Source organism: Propioniciclava soli, assembly GCF_014858005.1.
Classification (GTDB): domain Bacteria; phylum Actinomycetota; class Actinomycetes; order Propionibacteriales; family Propionibacteriaceae; genus Propioniciclava; species Propioniciclava soli.
Genome location: NZ_JACYOT010000026.1, coordinates 1 through 17,351 on the forward strand (window position 1 = coordinate 1; position 17,351 = coordinate 17,351).

Consider the following 17,351-nt stretch of genomic DNA (forward strand, 5'->3'; position numbering starts at 1 on the left):
CCGCCGGACGAACAGACGCACTGCACAGCGGACCACGGATCGGCTCCTCGGAATGGTGGGGGGTGTCAGCTAGAAGGGCACCAACAGGGTAGGCCCGGGGCACACGGATGTGAGGGTCGGTCATCGACTTCTGATGTGGGTCCGGTTGGTACCCCGGTTCAGGGGCTTGCATTGGCCGACCCCCTGAACCCTAAGAGTCATCGCATGCGCTGGTACCAGCTCGCGCGCCATGGTGTCGCCAACGTTGAGCAGCTGGTCGACGTCCGCGCCGCCCTGACGCTGATCGAGCGCCACTTGGGTCAGCATGTCGCGGCTCTAGATTCTCCCCTTGATACCCGTCCGACGGTAGTGCTGCGGGACATCGGGGGTGATCGCCCGAGCAATGCCTTCATAAGGCTCCGGGCGGTCCTCCGGGAACGTGACTAGATAGCCTTTGCCGACGACACACTCGGCCATGCCCTTCACGGTGACTCGGGGGAGCGTTCGGTGGCTGACGGACCTTTGACTCGCCGGGGAGTAGGGCGGTTACCGACAACTACAGCGACGACGACATGCTGCGGCGATGCGCCAGGATCAGCCCTGCGCTCGGCGACCCAGGCGAGGTCGGGCAGCGGGCGAACGCCTGCGGAGTGGTCGGTCACGTCCAAGACGAGGAGCTGGCTGAACGGCTCGCCGGATCCGGAGTACTCCGCTGCCTGACCGAGGTAGCTGCGTTCGAGCGCCTGTGGCGTCGCGTCGGCGAGTTCGCGCTTCACCTCGGTCACAAGCTCGATGTCGCCAAACCTGACCGTGATGTCAGCCCTGCCGGTCGCGATGCCTGAGCGCTCGGCCCGCACCCGGCCCGCGAACTCCCACGGGCCGGCGAGCCACACGTAGAACTCGTACTGCAGGTCCGCCTCGACCGGCAGCGGCTCCCCCTTCGGCGGGACGCTGATTATGTTCTTCATGCCGTGCATGAGCGGTCCGCCGCGGTCGTAGCGGTCGAGCAGGAACGACAGCGTGCGCTTGAGGAGCGCGGTCATCGCGACCCTGGCCTCGCCGACGAATCGGGGGTTGACCTCAAGGGCGGCGACGACGGAGTCACGCATCCGCGCCAGTGTGGGATGCTCAGTAGACCGTGTTTGAAGGGGGGCTGCGACGGCCTCGGCAGAATGGAGCACTTCGTCGTCGAGGCCCGCGAGTTGCTGACACACGTCGTCGCCGAGTGCGAGCAACGACGGCGCGAGCCTGCGGACGCGCTCTATCGCAGCGCCACGGCCGGTTTCTCGCCAGCTGGCGGCGGATGTGCCTTCGGCCGCCGCCACGCGCGCGGCAGCTAGGACGTCGGCGGTGGCGGGAGGCAGGACGGGATCCCCGCTCGCGAGGTCGTTGGCGACCATGCGCTCGAGCTGGCCGAGAAGCACGGCCTTGCGGGCGACGCCGCTGGCAACCGAGGGCCGGACCGCGGCGAGAACTCCCGGAGCCGGGTTGATGGCGCGTTCGGCCTCGTACACCGCGGCGAGCTGTCCGGCCGCGGCGCTTGCGTCGAGCCAGCTTTCCTCGCCAAGCCGATCGGCCGCCTGGCGCAGGTCCAGGACGAACGCCAGCCACGCCGTCTCGGCATCCTCCGCACCGGCGCGCCAGGCGGGCTGATGGACGCCTAGGTGCCACGCGGCTCGGCGAGACATCACGCCAGCCAGCACCTGGGCCGAGGCTGCGACTGCGGCCCAGTCGGCGCGGGCGAACGCGATCACCGCCTCGCATCCGGCGCCGTACGCGGCGGAGTCATCCCGCTCTCCGTCGAGCGCCTGCGCGCGGGAGAACATCGCCGCGGCGTCGGCTAAGCCGTCGACGGCGGCGGACGCGTCCGCGGTGGACAGCGCGCGGCGCATCTGACGGCAGGCGAGTTCATGCGCCGCGTCGCCTTCGGCGGGCGTCCCAGCGAGCGCATTGAGAACGCTCGTCAGCGGCTCCGCGACCCTGTCATCAGCCCCCCACACCTCCAGCGCGATCCCGATTAGTCTGGGAAGCGCGTCGACGTAGTCCTCGGGGAACGCGTCTGGCGGCGCTGCGAGCCGGTCGAGGACCAGGAATGGCCGGGCGAGCCCGGCGATAGCGGTCCTGACCGCCGCTTCCAGCCTCGCCGCAGCGACGATCGGTGCGCGGCCGATCACGTCGTCCAGGCCGGCGAGCATCGCGTCGTGGAGTGCCGGTCCGGCGGCGGCCGCGGCGGGGCCGCCGAGCAACGCGTCGACGGACTCCTGAAGCGCGAGCACGCTCGTCTGCAGATCGAGGCCGGCCGCGAACTCCCGCACGAAATCGCGCCAGTCGTTTGGGTCGGCGTCTGACGCCGAGACGAGCGCGCGGGCGGCCAACGGCGCGAGTGGGTCGCTGGCGAGCGCGGCGAGGACCGGACCGGCGTCGTCGGCGCTGCCCAGTGCGGATGGGTGTGCTGTCCGGCCAGCATGCTCGGCGTCGAGGAGCGCGATCACTAATGGGTGGTCCACGCCGCGCCACCTCCTGTTACGCCCGCCGGTCGGATCAATCACCAGAGCGGTTCGTCGTGACCGGTCGGGGCGATGACCGCGTCCTGCGGCAACCTTCCCAGCGGAAGTGACTGGTCCGCGGACGTCGTCAGAACCTGCAGCCCGGGCGTGTCCGCGGCGGCCCCCACGAGCGCGTCCAACAGCGCGGCGGCATCCGAGTCCTGAACCTCCTCAGCCTTGAGGCTGTCCAACATCAACAGCCCGGGATGCGTCGCGATGCCCCGCCGGTGACCGACGCGCAGTAGCGCGAGGACCGTGGCGATCCGCAGCCGCAGCCGCTCGCCGGGCGACTGCGCGGAGAACCCGCCCGCCTCGGTGCCGCCCTTGGCAACCTTGAGCGCCGCCGAGCGGTTGATCCGGATCTCGGTCACCGATTCCATGCCGAAGCTGCGCGCCAAGACGGCGATCTCCTCGCCTAGCTCGTCGAACAACTCGCGGGACGCCTCGACGAGGTCGTCTTCGAGCTCTTTGACGAGCGCGGCGAGGACCGCATCAGCCGGGTCGACCGGCGCGAGGTCGTCCTTGGGCAAGACGGCGAGCGCTCCTTCCGCACGAGCGACAGCGAGTTCTAGCGAAGTGCGCTCGTCGACCTCGGCGGCTTCCCTTGCCTGGCGGAGTTCTGCCTCTGCCTCCGCAAGTCGCTCCGAGAGTTCGGCAGCCTCCGCCTGGGCGCGCTCAAGCGCCTCAAGTGCGGCAGCCTCGGCCCTCGATGACGCCTCGACCGCGGCAGCCAGCTCGTCTTCGGCTTCGCGCGCGGCCTCGACGTTATCGTCGGCGGCGATCGGTTGCGCACATACGGCGCAGGCGTGGCTCTCCGCCTCCCTAGCCTTGCGCTCGGCGGCGACCGGCGCTTCGCACCTGGGGCAAGCCGCCGGGTCGAGGCCATGAAACAGCGCCCACGCGACCGCTGACTCACGGTAGTCGTTGAGCGCTCGTTCGTCGTGTTGTCGGGCCGCGCGGGCCTGCCGGCACAGCGCGCTGGCGCCGGCCCAGTCTGCCTCCGCGTCAGCCAGCCGCCCGGCCAGCGCGGTCACGTCGGCGGCGGCCGCGGACGCCGACCGCGCGGGCAACCGCCGCGAGAGATGGTCCAGCCCTGCGCGCGCACGGTCGAGCGCTTCGAGCTGCTCGCGGCGGGCGTTACGCGCTACGGCCGCCGCCGCCTGTGCAGCCGCGTCCTCCTTCGTGCGGTTGCGCGCCGCGTCGCGAGCGGCCTTCACCCGGGTGAGTAGCGCAGCGCCGGGCAAGTCCAGAAACACCGTCAGTAGCCGTCCGGCCAGTCCCGCCATGACGGTCTCGCCGATGAGGGCGGAGTCGCGCCCTGCGGGCAGGTACAGCGCGCCGAAGTACGACGCCCACCGGTGGGTCTGCACGCCGCCTGTCTTGATCGCCGCGAGTAGCGGCTCCAGCGACAGGCGATCCAGCATGAACGCATCCACCGCGCGGGCGTACTCCTCGGCCGAGCCGGCCGTCAGCACGCTCCGGGATCCTGACGACCCGGGTATCAGACTGGCGAGGTCGTCAGCTTCCAGGATGGCACCACCGGCGACCGCGCCATCGCGCATCGCGACACGGAATCCGGTCGGTCTTCCGTTGATCTCGACGTCGCACTCGACGTCGCTGAGCCACGCGGCGACGTCTCGCTGGAGCTCGCGGGGTTCGCCGCGCAGGCACAGCGCAATCGCCTCAAGCAGCGTCGTCTTGCCCCGCAGGTTCGCGCCGACGGCCATAACAACCCCCGAGGGAAAGGCGAACGTCGCGTCAAACGGGCCGGTGCCCTGCGGACCGGCCTTCGAACCGCGCAGCCGGAGGCGGGCCACTCTCAGGGACCGGACGGTCGCGGGCACGTGCGAGTTGGGGACCGCGTGCGCAGCGAGAACCGCCTCGACGAGGGCCGGATCGGCCCCGCTGCGCGCCGCGACCCGACCGGCTAGCGGCGGGTGCTGCGGCCCCGTCACGCGGCACCCGCATGGCGGATCGCGATGAGGCGCCCGCGGACCCGGCTCGAGATCGCCCCGATCCGGGTGTTGTACGTCGTGTCGGCGTATTCCTGCTGCAGATACTGCTCATCCTTGAGCTCGGTGCCGCCCCGCCCGGCGGTCACCTCAACGAGCAGCGCCACGCGGTCGACGTAGTACTGCAGCACAGGCTCCTGGGCGACGATGTCGCGGGCGACCTGCCGGCCTAGCCCCGTCAAGTAGTAGTTATGCTGCCGGGTCCTGCCAGGAGTTCCCTCGCGACGCCGGAACACCAGACCCGCGCCGGCGAGCACGGACAGTGCAGAGTCGAGGGGCTCGTACGCGCCGAATCGGTAACGGAGCATCGGGTATCGGCGGACCTCCGGCTCCTCCGACGTCAGGATTCGCTCGGCATGATCCAGAAGCGCGACGTCACCGCCCTCCTCGAAGCGGTCAAGGAGCATGTTCGCGAAGTAGTCCGGGTTGCGGAGCCAGAAATCGAGCTTCTGCAGCAGAACCTGCGTACGCAGCACTCCGACCGCCCCGTCGGGCGCAGCAGGTGGCGGCGGGTCGCCGAGTGGCTCAGCGGCGCCGTCGACGAGGAGCAGCAGCCGGACTGCGTCCTGCATTCGGCTCGTTGTGGGGGTGACAGGCAAGCCAAGCTCGTGCGTCACACGGTGTCCATCCGTCGCATACCCGACATTCTGCCGCTTCCGACGGCGGGTGGGGCTGCAATCGCCGAGCAGCGTGGCGGCGAGGCGAGCGGTGCCCAACCTCGCGCCGCCACCATCGGTCTCCAAACGCGCTTGAACCTCGCGGCATGAGCGCGCTGTTCCTGATGTTGTGTTGGGCCGCTCGGCCCGCTGATCGGGTGTCCAACGGGGTGTACTCCATGGACGCCCCGAAACGGCTGCTGGCTTGAACGTAAACCCAAGCCTCCCGTGTGTGGATGTGATGGCTTGGTGGCGGGCTTCTGTGATCGCTCAGTGGCGGTGCAGGCGCGGTCAGGTGTCCGCCGTGGTGCGGTGCAGCTCGCGGTAGATGGTGGTGCGGGAGACGTTGAACAGCTCGGCGAGCTCGGCCTGGGTGTGCTCGCCAGCCGCGTGCAACGTCAACAGATGCTTGCGCTGAGAGGGCGAGAGCGTGGGCTTCTTGCCCTTGAGCTTGCCCTTGGATCTGGCGATGGCCATGCCCTCGCGGGTGCGCAGGCGGATGAGGTCCGCCTCGAACTCGGCCACCATGCCGAGCACGTTGAACAGCAACCGGCCGACGGCGTCGTTGGGGTCGTAGACGCTGCCTCCGAGACTGAGCGCCACTCCCTTGATGGTGAGCTCGTCCGCGATGTCCCTCGCGTCCGGGAGCGAGCGGGCCAGCCGGTCGAGCTTGGTCACCACCAGGGTGTCGCCGTCCCGGGTCGCGGCCAGCGCTTCGCGCAGCCCGGGCCGGGCGCGGGTCGTTCCCGTCAGGCCGTGGTCGAAGTAGATGTTCTTGCTCTCGACTCCGAGGCGCTCAAGCGCTTCCCGTTGGGCGGAGAGATCTTGCTCGAGAGTCGAGACGCGCGCGTAGCCGACATGCATGTCCCCATTGTTGCAGTTAGCCTCCCTTCACCGCCCATGTCACCGTACGGGTCTTGCGTACATGGCGATCCCTCGTAAGGAGTCGTCGAGGAGGAAGCTCTCTCGACGTACGGTGAAGGTTCCCCTTACGGGCATGCGATCTGGGCTGACGCCTGTGACCGAGTGTTCAGTGCGCGCTGTATAGTTCAGTCCATGCTGACTATTGCTTCGCGTCTCGACGTGATGAACCGCCTGGGTCGTGCACTGGCCGACCCCACTCGATCCCGGATCATCTTGACCCTGCTCGACCATCCCGCTTACCCGGCGGAACTGGCCCGAGATCTGGACCTGACACGCCCGAACGTGTCCAACCACCTGGCATGCCTGCGCGATTGCGGGATCGTCGTCTCCGAGCCCGAGGGTCGTCGGACACGATATGAGATCGCCGATTCGCACCTGGCGCAGGCGCTGACGGCACTGGTCGATGCCACCCTGGCAGTGGACGAAGACGCCCCGTGCATCGATCCCGCCTGCTCGCTTCCCGGATGCGACGCAGCTGGGGTGGGCGCATGATCCTCACCTCGGTCTTGCAGGCGATGGGCCTGTTCGCAGCGACCAACATCGACGACATCATCGTGCTCTCCCTCTTCTTCGCGCGAGGGGCAGGCCAGCGCGGCACTACCGCCCGCATTCTGGCCGGCCAGTACCTCGGATTCGCCGGCATCCTCGGTGCCGCGGTCCTAGTGACCATCGGTGCCGGAGCATTCCTGCCCTCGGCAGCCATCCCGTACTTCGGTCTCATCCCTCTGGGCCTCGGCCTCTGGGCCGCATGGCAGGCCTGGCGCGGAGACGATGACGACGATGACGACGAGGCCAAGGTTGCCGGCAAGAAGGTCGGCGTGTGGACAGTCGCAGGCGTCACCCTTGCCAACGGCGGCGACAACATCGGCGTCTACACCCCTGTCTTCCTCAGCGTGGAACCTCTCGCAGTAGTCGCCTACTGCATCGTCTTCCTCGCGCTCGTCGCGGTCCTGGTGGCCCTGGCAAAGGTCGTCGCCACCCGCCCCCCGATCGCCGAAGTGCTCGAACGCTGGGAGCACATCCTCTTCCCCATCGTTCTCATCGGCCTCGGCATCGTGATCCTCGTCAGCGGCGGAGCCTTCGGACTCTGACGTAGCGGCAGCGATCCAAACGGCCCCGACCGGGCGCACCCCTCTCGGTTCAGACCGCGACACCTACCTGCAGCCAGTCCTGCGTGATCGCGGCAACAAGACCGCCACGGAGCGCTGCAAAAACCCCGCCACCAAGCGAACGAAGCCACAGCCTCACCTCCATCGTTGCCGCTGAGTGTTGCGCTAGAGTCCCCAGCAAGGTCAAAGCCACACACTTGCTCGAAGGTCTAAACATGCCGCCACACGGAGAGACGGTTGGATACGTCCGCGTCTCCAGCACTGACCAGAATCTTGCTCGGCAGCTCGAAGCGATCGGCAAGGTGGACCGCCTGTTCCACGACAAGATCACCGGTAAGTCCCGCGCCGACCGCAACGGACTACGCGACTGCCTGGCCTACATCCGCGATGGAGACACCGTCCTGGTGGCCTCCATGGACCGCCTCGCCCGCTCTCTCATCGACCTGCAGCAGATCGTCGACGAGATCCTCACCAAAGGCGCAGCCGTCACCTTCCTCAAGGAGAAGCAGAGCTACCGCCGCGCCAACCAAGACCCCATGGGCCGACTCCTGCTCCAGATCCTCGGTTCCTTTGCCGAGTTCGAACGCAACCTGATCCGCGAACGCCAAGCTGAAGGCATCAAGCTCGCCAAAGAGGCCGGCAAGTACGCGGGCCGCCGTCGCGCGCTGACCCCAGACCAAGTGGTGCACGCTCGCGAGCAGATTGCGCTCGGCGTCCCCAAGGCACACATCGCGCGGCAACTCGGCGTTGATCGAACCACGCTGTACCGGAGCTTGGCCGCGGAAGTGCCAGCAGCCTCGCGGAAGGATCCACATGACCAGTAGCACGGCCAGACGGCGTCCAAAGGCTGTCGGTGCTGACTGGCAGAGTGGCTCCCATGGGTAGGCATGAGGGGCGTCTCGAACTGACGTGGACCAACAAAGACAAAACGCTCCTGTCCACCGGCGACGGCCGCTACGACTACACGTTCGTCGACCCGTCGGACCGCCGCGTAGCCGAGGTCCGCCTATTGCATGAGGTGGACCGGGTTGAAGCGCCTACCCCGACGGAACGCCCCTCTGAGCTGCCGACTCCCACCTCCGACAATCTGCTCATCACGGGTGACGCGATGCACGCCCTCGATGCACTAGCAAAGATTCCGGAGTACGCCGACCGGTACCTCGGCCAAGTGAAGCTGGTCTACATCGACCCGCCCTTCAACACCGGGCAAGCCTTCGCCAACTACGAGGACGGCATCGAGCACTCGATCTGGCTCACCATGCTCCGAGACCGTCTGAAGCAGCTGAAGCCGCTGTTGGCGCGGGACTCGTCGGTTTGGCTCCACCTAGATGACACCGAGGTCCATCGTTGTCGCGTCGTGATGGACGAGGAGTTGGGATCCGAGAACTTCGTCGCTGAAGTGGTGTGGCAGAAGGTCACCTCCCCCCGAAACGACAGCACCGGGATCTCGGGATCCCACGACGTCATCTTGGTTTACCGCGCCACGGATGCTTGGCGGCCCAATCGTGTCGCTCGTCTCGCTGCGTCGAATACGACACGTTACCGATCGCGTGACGGTGACCCGGTGCCGTGGCGCGATGGCGATGCCACCGCGGGCAAGGCGGCGACTAACCACCCTATGGTCTATGCGATCCAACACCCAGTCACCGGCGGCCTCATGTACCCGACACCTGGCCGATGCTGGGGCAAAGCCCAGTCCTGGTTCCTCGAACAGATGAACGAGTATGCGAACTACGAGTTGCGTGACATCGGCGACGAAACCCAGAGGGCAATGATCTGCGGCACGACCCCGGACCTGGTGAAGGCCGGGGTGCCAGCCATCATGCTCCTGGACCCGGTCGAGGACTCGGCGCGCAGCGCGAGGGCGCGGCACGCCGAGGGGATGTGGCCTGAGCTGGTCTTCCTGAACATCGAGAAGGAGCGCATTCAGAGGAAGAAGCACCTGGTCGACGAGGGCCGCGTGCCGGAGACCCTCTGGCAGTCATCGGAGGTTGGCGGCTCCCTGAGAGGAAAGAACCAGGTCCGCAGCCTTTTCCCAAACCAAAGCGTCTTTGCCACCCCGAAGCCTGAGGAACTGCTTGAGCGCATCATCCACATCGCCTCAAGTCCTGGGGACCTCGTGCTCGACTGCTTCGCAGGATCTGGCACTACGGCCGCAGTAGCGCACAAGCTTGGACGACGTTGGGTCACCAGCGAACTCCACGCAGCGACGGTGAAAGCCTTCACCAAGCCTCGCTTACGGATGGTGATCGAGGGGACAGATACGGGGGGCGTGAGCCGGGTGACCAGACGGGAGGCTGACTCGGACGTAGAGTTGCCCGACGGACTGAGCGCCGCACAGGCGCACGAGTTCAATCGTCTCTTGACCAGAGTTCTTCAATCAGAGTTTGTGAAGATGACGCCAGACGTCCTCCGGTCCATCCGAGCCGCGACCCGCACACACGATGTGACCTCGGTGGTTTGGCACGGCGGAGGTGGATTCTCGCACGTCGAGGTTGGACCCTCGATGTTCGAGGAGATCGGTGGCATGGTCATGTTGGCCGAGTGGGCGACCCATGGCGCTCTGTCCGAGGCAATGTGTGCCCAGCTCAGCGCGCGCTACGAACCCGACGGCATCTTTGCAGGCCGGCAGGGCAGACGACGGCTCGCAGTAATCGACGGCATGGTCGGCGTGGGCACCATCGACGCCATCGTCGAGCAGTTGGCCGACGGTGAGAACGTCGAAGTGTGGGCCACTCAGATCGACGACGGTGCGGCAACACGGTTGAAGGAATTGCGTCCGGGTTCGCGCGTTTACCGCATCCCGAGCGCCGTGCTGGACACATACCGGCGCAGCAAGGCCGACAGGACGCCGTTCGGCGGGCAGCGAGTGGAGGAGGGCTGATGGGCGACCTGAACGTGGACCGCGAACTGTTGGACGAGGTCGCGGAACGGCTCGATCTTCGTCAAACGAACCGGCGCGCTGTCGAGACCGTCCTTCTTCGAACGTCGCTGCATTACGACCTCGACGGGAACGACAGTGTGTTCGAGTGCATCGTCGACGCCGCGACCGGTGTCGGGAAGACATACGTTCTGGCCGGATTGATCGAGTACCTGGCGTTGGCGGACCCGCCGGCTCGCAACTTTCTCGTGATGGCGCCAGGCCGAACGATCAGGAACAAGACGATCCGAAACTTCACTCCGGGCGACAAGAAGTCACTTACGCCGGGCATGCGATCGGTGCCCTTCCTGGTTACCGCCGACAACTTCGACAGTCCCGCAACTCGTGCTGTGATGGAGGATCCGACGCGCACCAAGGTGTACGTGTTCACGGTGCAGGCGCTCACGTCTGCAACGGGGGAGGGACGAGCCACCCACGAGTTCCAGGAGGGCTTGGGCACGTCATTCTACGAGTGGCTGGCACGGCAGGACGACCTGGTCATCTTCGCTGACGAACACCACTGCTACCGCGGACCAGCGTTCTCTCGCACCATTCGCGAGCTGAATCCCGAACTCGTCGTAGGACTGACCGCGACCCCGGAAAGGGCTGACGAGAAGTTGGTCGTCTACCGATACCCGCTGGCTGCGGCGATCGCTGACCAACTCGTCAAGACACCCGTCGTGGTCGGCCGGCGGGACGACCGCAACGACGCAGAGACGAAGCTCCTTGACGGTGTCAGCCTGCTGCGAAAGAAGGAACGCGTCCTGAGCCGATACTGCGAGGAGAACGGGCTCGATCCGGTGAACCCGGTGATGCTCGTAGTAGCGCGCAACATCGAAGAGGCTCACGAATTCCGCGACGTACTCGACTCTGCCGATTTCGACGGGGGCGCTTGGGTGAACCGCACCCTTCTGGTCCACTCCAGACTGACCGGCGACGCCAAGGAGCAGGCTCTTGCTGACCTGGACGCCGTTGAAGACCCCGACTCGCCGGTACGAGTCATCATCAACGTGGGAATGCTGAAGGAGGGCTGGGACGTCAAGAACGTCTACGTCGTCGCCTCCATGCGAGCCTCGGTGTCCGAGGTCCTCACCGAGCAGACCCTGGGGCGCGGCCTACGGCTGCCGTTCGGCAGCTACACAGGCATCGAGTTCCTCGACACCCTCGAGGTCCTCGCCCACGAACGCTACGAGGCTCTGCTGGAGAAGCGGAACGTCCTGAATCAAAGCTTCGTCGACTACTACACCTACGCCGAAACCCGCACCCGACCAGACGGCACATTGACCGTCACCACCAAGGTCGAAGAAGTCACCGCTGACGTGTTGCCCGGCTTCGATTCACCCCTCGCAGCCCAGTCCGGTCGGACTACGGCTTCGCCTTCGTCCCCCGGCGCGGCGCAGCCGACGTCCATCGTCGACAGCGACACCCGCCAAGCCCAAGCCGACGATGAGGCGCAGGACGAAGCTCAACTTCGCGAGTACCTTCCTCTGGTGGGCCGCGAACCGATCCTGATCCCCAAGGTGAAGTCGGTTCCGGTGCCCGCCCACGTGAGCCTCAACGACATCGACACCGACGAGTACACACGATTCGACCGGCTCGGCAAAGCACTCACCACCGAGCTGTCCACCGACCTGCGACGCACCAAGATCGTGGCCAAACGTGTCAGCGATCGTGCCGTCAAGGTCGGAGTGGAGGCAGCGACTGACGAGATCAGCGCAACCTTCGTGATGGACGTCCCGCTGGAGGCATCCCGCCAGATGCTCCTGGAACACGTCATGGCCGTGAAGGGCGTCGCGCAACGCCCCGCGGAGATCGGTGCAGCCCAACGCATCGTCGCGCGCGTCATCGACGCGATGGGCGAGGACGCCGCGCCCAGCCTCTCCGCGTTCGGGGAACGCTGCGCGCAACGCCTCCAAGCGGAAGTCTCGTTGGCGCTACGCGATGCCAGCAACGCCCAGGTCAGCTACGAGGACAAGGTGGAACTCGTCCCCCTCGAGAAGGTCCGCGCCGCTCGCAAGCGCCAACTCGACGGACACCCGGACGGCGGCTTTGACCGCAACGTCGCCTTCAACGGCTGGGAACGCAACCTGTACTCCAACGCGTGGTTCGACACCAAGCCCGAGTATCGAGCGGCGAACGCGATCGACGAGGCCAAGAGCGTGATCGTCTGGGCGCGGCTTCACCGCAACGACATCCCGATCACCTGGACCGCAGACGGACGTCAGTACAACCCCGACCTCGTCGTCATCGAGGAAATTGACGGACGCCCCCACGGATGGCTCGTCGAAACCAAGGCTGACAAAGACATCACAACCGAAGAAGTCCTTGGCAAACGTCGGGGCGCCCGCCGGTGGACAAACGTTGTCAACTCATCGCCTGAAGTCCGGGACGTCGAGTGGCACTATCTGCTGCTGGCGGAGCGCGACGTTAGCGATGCGCAAGGATCGTGGGACCAGATGAAGGGATTCGGGCGATGACACTGACGCACCTGGTCCGACCCTGGCTCGGTAACGCCTGTCAGGTGCTCCCGCTGGCCATCCAGATGGGAAAGGATGGCCACCGTGTCGTGGGACCTCGACTCGTTCGACGATGACGCCGATGAAACGACGTGGATGCAGGGGCGACTCAGCGGCCACACATACGTCTCCCGGGGCTTCCCATTGAAGCGGTCAGGGTCCGACGACGACGGCAAGCCGGCTCGATTCATCACCAAGGTTTTTGATGGCGATGGCTGCGAATCTGGGACCGTCGAAGTTGATGGCGCTGTCTGGCCCGTGGCGTCGTCCCCGGCTGGTCGCTCGCAGGTGAAGCTTCTGGTGGCGGGGTCTTCTGACCGGATCAAGGACCTATGGATTCAGAAGTTGACCACCACCAAGGACGGCGCGACCAAGGCTGGGAGCGTGCTGCACCTAAGAAGCGAAGACGCCCAAGCGCTCGCGCAGCTCTTTCGCAACCTTCCTTACTTCCCGATCGAGGGTGAGCTCACAACGAGACTGGATGATGATGTCGTCCGCAGGCTCTTCGCCGATCCCACTGCGCTCGCCGGTTACGACCTGGATCCAGAGGTCCTGAGGACTCTGATCGCTCAGGACGCGAATGCGAAGGACATTGTTGCCACTGCTGGTCGCCGGGCCGCAGTGGCCCACTTCCGTAATCTCCTCCAGGATGAGGACGCATTCGCAGCTGAACGGGAACGGTTGGGCGCACATGGAGACGAGCCCGTCTGGCAGCGCTTCTTCGAAGACAACCCATGGATCTTAGGAGTGGGTCTTTCCACCCAGTTTCTCACTTCATGGAACGCTGATCGTCTTGAGCAAGTGGTCAGTGGCTACTCGATCTCGGGCCGAGGAAAGAGAACCGACGGCCTTCTCCGCACGGCAGGCATCATTCGCTCAATGGTCTTCGCGGAGTTCAAGACCGCGAGATCTGGTCTGCTGGAAGCTCGAGAGTATCGCCCAGGGTGCTGGCCCCCTTCGAAAGAACTGACCGGGGGAGTCAGCCAAGTCCAAGCGACAGTACACGCGGCCATTTCCGACATCGGACATCGGATTGCGAGTTTGGGCCCAGACGGGGCGGAAGTTCCAGGAGACTGGACGTACTTGTACCAGCCCAGGTCCTTCCTCGTGATCGGTACCCACTCGGAGTTCGTTGGTGATCAAGGAGGTCACCGGTTGGACAAAATTCGTTCTTTTGAGCTATATCGTCGAAGCCTCAACTCGCCCGAGGTGGTTACCTTCGACGAACTCCTAGCCCGTGCCGAGTGGATCGTGAGTCTCGAGCCCGATGAAGAGAGGATTCAATGACGTCCATGGGCCAGGAACCCTTCGGCCCCTCTCGGTTGTCAGGGCGTCCGGCACCGCACCTAGCGGCTCACTTGCTCGACGCCGCAGTCCACCACGCACGTGGCTGCTTCATGGGATTCGACGGCGAGGCCATGGCGGTCGGCTTGGAGCGCGCGTACCACGCCGGCGCGTTCGTCGAATTCCTCAGCAAGGCTACAGTTGCTGCAGTTGCGCCTGCTCTACTCGTGGAACCAAACGATCTTGAGTCCCAAGCCGCTGTTCTTCGATTAGGTGGGTCTGTCGATCCCACCGCGATGGCGAACATGCGAACGATCGCTGCGATGCGAGCGCTTCAGATGTCGGAGGCTGCCACGTGTCGCCCTAAGTCAGAGGCGGCGCGAAGGATCCTTAGTCTCCGCAACGGCGCCGTTCACATGGCCATCACTCCAGCTGACGAACTCGAGATTCCGGATCTTCTTGCTGCATGGATTCGCATGGTGTTCCCAGTCGTCGGGCTCACTGAGGACGACTTCTTGGGAGAGGAAGTCGCGAAGGTCATGGCAGAAGCATTCGGAGATCTGCAGGTTCGCACCAGGAAGAAGATCAAGGAGGCGGGCGATAGGTTTCACTCTTGGTTCGACGGTAAGAATCCAACGCAACAGGCCCTTATTCGCGCGGCTAAGGAGGATCTAGCTAAGGCTCCGAGGCACGATTACTTGGAGCAGATTGGCTGCCCTGCCTGCGACAGTCAGGCGTGGCTTTTGGGCCAACTTGACGTCTGGGGTGAGTACGAAGGGCCTGGCGAGACCAGCCTGGAGTGGGCAATTGCGATGGAGCTGTTGTGTGGTGTCTGTGGCTTGGAACTGGACGAGGTGGAACTCGCGGCGATCGGGATTGAGCCTCAACCGGACTGGGACATATAGGGTGGCCTTCCTCCGCGATTCAATAGGGCTCACTCCCATGATCTGACCCTCTGGCGGGCGCTGCCACATGCCTTCGAACCGTGGTGCCGTGTCGCTATCCCACAATGAGCCGCAGGGCTGGCCGCTGATCCGGCTCCCCGAGTAAGTCGCGCACCAGCACCGGGCTGATCTTCAACGCGTCGGCGAGTACAGGCAACGGTGCGCCATGGTCCCCGGCGAGTTCGGCGGCCTTCTTCAGCAGTGTCGGCACCTCCCCCGGGTATGAAGCAGCTGGATCCGCCTGACCGTCGTAAACGGCGGACAGGCGCTGGTACGCCCGTCGTGCCGAAGACTCGGTCGTGCGGCCCCGCTCGACCATGCGCCGGACCAGCGATGTTGGTGCAACACCCCAGGTTCGGCCGAGCTTGGTCAGTGCCGCAATATCGAGGCGTTGTGGCAGGGTGGCGTCCATCGCTGACGCAGGGGTCAGGAGCGCTGCGGCGAATGCGTCGGCCTCCTTCTCGATCATGGCTGTTGGCTCGGTTACATCGCCGTGTAGGAGGAGGTGCCCGATCTCATGCGCTACGGAGAAGCGATGCTTGAAGACGTTCTCGGTCCGGCGAGGCGTTGTGACGATGATCGCCCGTTCGAGAATCATGACCGAGAAGGCGTCGACGTTGGCGACCTCGCTGTGGGGACGTACCGCCACGATGATGCCGTGGGATTCAGCGGTCGCAACGAGGTGCTTCACGGGACCATCCGGCAGGCTCCAGTGGTGACGTAGCATGGCCGCCGCCTCTGCAGGCGTTGAGCCAGTCGGGATGCTCGGTAGGTCGCCCTGAGGGAGCTTGACGTAGCGCTCCAAAGCAAAGGCGAGTTCCCAGATCAGGGTTGCTGTGGCTATTGCCTTCTGTCGGTCGCTGACCCGGGCCGCGCGAAGACTACGGAAATGCGGGTTCACGCTGTCAATGCGTGCCAACGGGCGGCCGACGGAGAAGAACTCGGGGCGCACCTGCAGGGTCTTGGCGAGCCGCACGATGACCTCTGGCCGGGGGGAGTTGATCCCGGCCTCGTACTGGCCAATAGCGGCCGGAGAGACGCTCGCCTCGGCCGCGAGGTCAGCCTTGCTGATGCCGAGCCGGACCCGGGCTTGGGTCAGTCGGGCGGGCTCGAACCTGCTGCCAGTGGGAACTGGCAGGTCGAATAGGCTGGGCGGATCCTCACGCATCGGGCCCCGGCCGATCCTGATTCTGGAGCTCCACGACAGGCTCGGTCGGCGCACCGCTGTCGAAAGCCTCCACGTCGGACGTGGGATCGCCGGCGTCGAGCTCCGGCTCCCAGATGGCCTCGAGGCCGTGCAACTCAACCGTTCCATCGGCGTTGAGCCCCGCGACTGCCCACTCGATCTTCTGGAGCTGCCATGGAACGGAGCGGACCAAGATCAGCACCACTGGCATCGGGTCGTCGACGGCAGCCATCAATGTGGCAGTGGACTCCGTGCCGTCCGCGTCGACGGACGATTCAAGGGGAATGGTTTCGTCGAAGGTGGGCTCCCACAGCATCGCCGGGGGCGTGGGGGCAAAGAATCCGTTCTGACGCGTGGGGCTGGAGGCGAAGTTCGCGATCGCGTTCGAGTCCTCGGGGACGCGCCACACGTAGATCAGGCAGCCGTTCACGATGCCGACCTTGTGGCCGCCAGGAGGCAGTTTGTGGGAGTTGAACCCTCGCGCGCTTAGTGCATCGCAAGCATCGTCGAGGAGGTCGCGCCATTGGCTACCAAATGCCATCCCGTACTTTGTTCCCGAAGCTTGGTGCGCTGCGGCAAAGCGGTCGTGCGCGTCGCGCACGACATCGATCATCAGGGCCCGGACGCCGTCGGATTGATCGCCGAGTGCATGGGTAGGAGAGTTCGGAACCATCAGTTGGCCTCCTTGAGCCTTGGCTGAGGCCTCGGGCGGCCTGCCCGACTTCAGTATGCCACATGAATCGCGCACTGCTGCTTCAGTGATGGGCAGCGCTCGCTAGATGCGTCGGGTCGCCACTGCCAGCGAGGGTGACCTAGACGGGCAAGCCCGAATCCTTCAAGGTCATGAAGGCCATCATCTTGGAGGGGACCGACATTTCCGAAGGGTCGAAGATGGTCGAGACCTGATTCGTTCGAGAAGCCGGTGGATGTCTCACTTTCCCCACGTGGTGGTCGTCGCATGTACGTACCGCTGAGCGGAGGTACGTCTCATCTTGTCGACGATCGGACAACCGGTCGGTTCTGGACGCCGTCCCCCCACCACTGCTCGCTCAGATCAGCACGACTCGACGCCGTATCGGTCAACTCTCTAGCGGCAGAAGCGTGAGCAATTCTGAAGCCGCTGTGAGCAGTCGCAAGTCCTCCAACAAGTGGCGGACCATCTCCGGGTTGGTGGTGGTCAGGGTGGTGAGGATCGTGGTGCGGGCCTGGGCCCGCTCGTCGTCGGTGGGGTCGAGGGCGGTGAGGGCCTCAACCAGGCGTCGGACCAGCCACGGG

General features: G+C 65.5%; 15 protein-coding genes. 7 read left to right on the plus strand and 8 right to left on the minus strand.

Annotation, left to right across the window (positions count from 1 at the left end; all coding sequences use genetic code 11):
• Nucleotides 1-120 precede the first annotated feature (120 nt).
• The 5 genes from IFY26_RS16960 to IFY26_RS16980 all read right to left on the minus strand — a co-directional run bounded on the left by IFY26_RS16960 (nt 121) and on the right by IFY26_RS16980 (nt 6,057).
• Entirely contained in the window at nt 121-306 is a 186-nt protein-coding gene (locus IFY26_RS16960) for a hypothetical protein (RefSeq protein WP_232550192.1), read from the minus strand.
• A gap of 155 nt (nt 307-461) precedes the next feature.
• Nucleotides 462-2,471, minus strand: a complete 2,010-nt coding sequence (locus IFY26_RS16965; protein WP_232550193.1) for a hypothetical protein — start codon at nt 2,469-2,471, stop codon at nt 462-464.
• 53 nt (nt 2,472-2,524) lie between these two features.
• The gene (locus tag IFY26_RS16970) at nt 2,525-4,342 is read right to left on the minus strand and encodes a hypothetical protein (protein ID WP_232550194.1); all 1,818 of its coding nucleotides are present in this window, start codon (nt 4,340-4,342) and stop codon (nt 2,525-2,527) included.
• A gap of 134 nt (nt 4,343-4,476) precedes the next feature.
• A complete protein-coding gene (locus IFY26_RS16975; RefSeq protein ID WP_232550195.1) occupies nt 4,477-5,109 on the minus strand; it encodes a hypothetical protein in 633 nt (210 codons plus the stop codon).
• A 375-nt stretch (nt 5,110-5,484) separates the two neighbouring features.
• The gene (locus IFY26_RS16980) at nt 5,485-6,057 is read right to left on the minus strand and encodes a recombinase family protein (protein ID WP_232550196.1); all 573 of its coding nucleotides are present in this window, start codon (nt 6,055-6,057) and stop codon (nt 5,485-5,487) included.
• A 192-nt stretch (nt 6,058-6,249) separates the two neighbouring features.
• On the opposite strand from IFY26_RS16980, the gene cmtR reads away from it, so the two are divergent.
• From cmtR to IFY26_RS17015, 7 genes are all read left to right on the plus strand, one after another.
• Nucleotides 6,250-6,609 (plus strand): Cd(II)/Pb(II)-sensing metalloregulatory transcriptional regulator CmtR, encoded by a 360-nt coding sequence (gene cmtR, locus IFY26_RS16985; RefSeq protein WP_038992393.1) that lies wholly within the window; start codon nt 6,250-6,252, stop codon nt 6,607-6,609.
• Nucleotides 6,606-7,208 carry a cadmium resistance transporter gene (locus IFY26_RS16990; protein WP_232550197.1) on the plus strand — a complete coding sequence of 201 codons (603 nt, stop codon included), beginning with the start codon at nt 6,606-6,608 and terminating at the stop codon, nt 7,206-7,208. The genes cmtR and IFY26_RS16990 overlap by 4 nt, the downstream gene beginning before the upstream one ends.
• Before the next feature lie 233 nt (nt 7,209-7,441).
• Nucleotides 7,442-8,050, plus strand: coding sequence for a recombinase family protein (locus IFY26_RS16995; RefSeq protein ID WP_232550198.1), 609 nt, complete (start codon nt 7,442-7,444; stop codon nt 8,048-8,050).
• 53 nt (nt 8,051-8,103) lie between these two features.
• A complete protein-coding gene (locus tag IFY26_RS17000; RefSeq protein ID WP_232550199.1) occupies nt 8,104-10,110 on the plus strand; it encodes a site-specific DNA-methyltransferase in 2,007 nt (668 codons plus the stop codon).
• Nucleotides 10,110-12,623 (plus strand): DEAD/DEAH box helicase, encoded by a 2,514-nt coding sequence (locus IFY26_RS17005; RefSeq protein ID WP_232550200.1) that lies wholly within the window; start codon nt 10,110-10,112, stop codon nt 12,621-12,623. Before IFY26_RS17000 ends, IFY26_RS17005 begins: the two co-directional genes overlap by 1 nt.
• 84 nt (nt 12,624-12,707) lie before the next feature.
• Nucleotides 12,708-13,949 carry a Shedu immune nuclease family protein gene (locus IFY26_RS17010; RefSeq protein ID WP_232550201.1) on the plus strand — a complete coding sequence of 414 codons (1,242 nt, stop codon included), beginning with the start codon at nt 12,708-12,710 and terminating at the stop codon, nt 13,947-13,949.
• A gap of 71 nt (nt 13,950-14,020) precedes the next feature.
• Nucleotides 14,021-14,851: a hypothetical protein gene (locus IFY26_RS17015; protein ID WP_232550202.1), complete on the plus strand. Its 831-nt coding sequence runs from the start codon at nt 14,021-14,023 to the stop codon at nt 14,849-14,851.
• 94 nt (nt 14,852-14,945) lie between these two features.
• Here the strand turns inward: IFY26_RS17015 and IFY26_RS17020 are convergent, their stop codons facing one another.
• From IFY26_RS17020 to IFY26_RS17030, 3 genes are all read right to left on the minus strand, one after another.
• Nucleotides 14,946-16,058, minus strand: coding sequence for an XRE family transcriptional regulator (locus IFY26_RS17020; protein ID WP_232550203.1), 1,113 nt, complete (start codon nt 16,056-16,058; stop codon nt 14,946-14,948).
• Nucleotides 16,051-16,749, minus strand: coding sequence for a hypothetical protein (locus IFY26_RS17025; protein ID WP_232550204.1), 699 nt, complete (start codon nt 16,747-16,749; stop codon nt 16,051-16,053). Before IFY26_RS17025 ends, IFY26_RS17020 begins: the two co-directional genes overlap by 8 nt.
• 406 nt (nt 16,750-17,155) lie before the next feature.
• Nucleotides 17,156-17,351 (minus strand): hypothetical protein (locus IFY26_RS17030; RefSeq protein WP_232550205.1); only part of this gene is annotated, 196 nt, incomplete at its 5' end.

Bases quoted from the DNA above. Each gene is read 5' to 3' on its own strand.
- cmtR (WP_038992393.1), top strand. From the start codon at position 6,250: ATGCTGACTATTGCTTCGCGTCTCGACGTGATGAACCGCCTGGGTCGT.
- IFY26_RS16980 (WP_232550196.1), bottom strand. From the start codon at position 6,057: ATGCATGTCGGCTACGCGCGCGTCTCGACTCTCGAGCAAGATCTCTCC.
- IFY26_RS16990 (WP_232550197.1), top strand. From the start codon at position 6,606: ATGATCCTCACCTCGGTCTTGCAGGCGATGGGCCTGTTCGCAGCGACC.
- IFY26_RS17025 (WP_232550204.1), bottom strand. From the start codon at position 16,749: ATGGTTCCGAACTCTCCTACCCATGCACTCGGCGATCAATCCGACGGC.
- IFY26_RS16975 (WP_232550195.1), bottom strand. From the start codon at position 5,109: ATGCAGGACGCAGTCCGGCTGCTGCTCCTCGTCGACGGCGCCGCTGAG.
- IFY26_RS16960 (WP_232550192.1), bottom strand. From the start codon at position 306: ATGCTGACCCAAGTGGCGCTCGATCAGCGTCAGGGCGGCGCGGACGTC.
- IFY26_RS17005 (WP_232550200.1), top strand. From the start codon at position 10,110: ATGGGCGACCTGAACGTGGACCGCGAACTGTTGGACGAGGTCGCGGAA.
- IFY26_RS16995 (WP_232550198.1), top strand. From the start codon at position 7,442: ATGCCGCCACACGGAGAGACGGTTGGATACGTCCGCGTCTCCAGCACT.
- IFY26_RS17020 (WP_232550203.1), bottom strand. From the start codon at position 16,058: ATGCGTGAGGATCCGCCCAGCCTATTCGACCTGCCAGTTCCCACTGGC.
- IFY26_RS17000 (WP_232550199.1), top strand. From the start codon at position 8,104: ATGGGTAGGCATGAGGGGCGTCTCGAACTGACGTGGACCAACAAAGAC.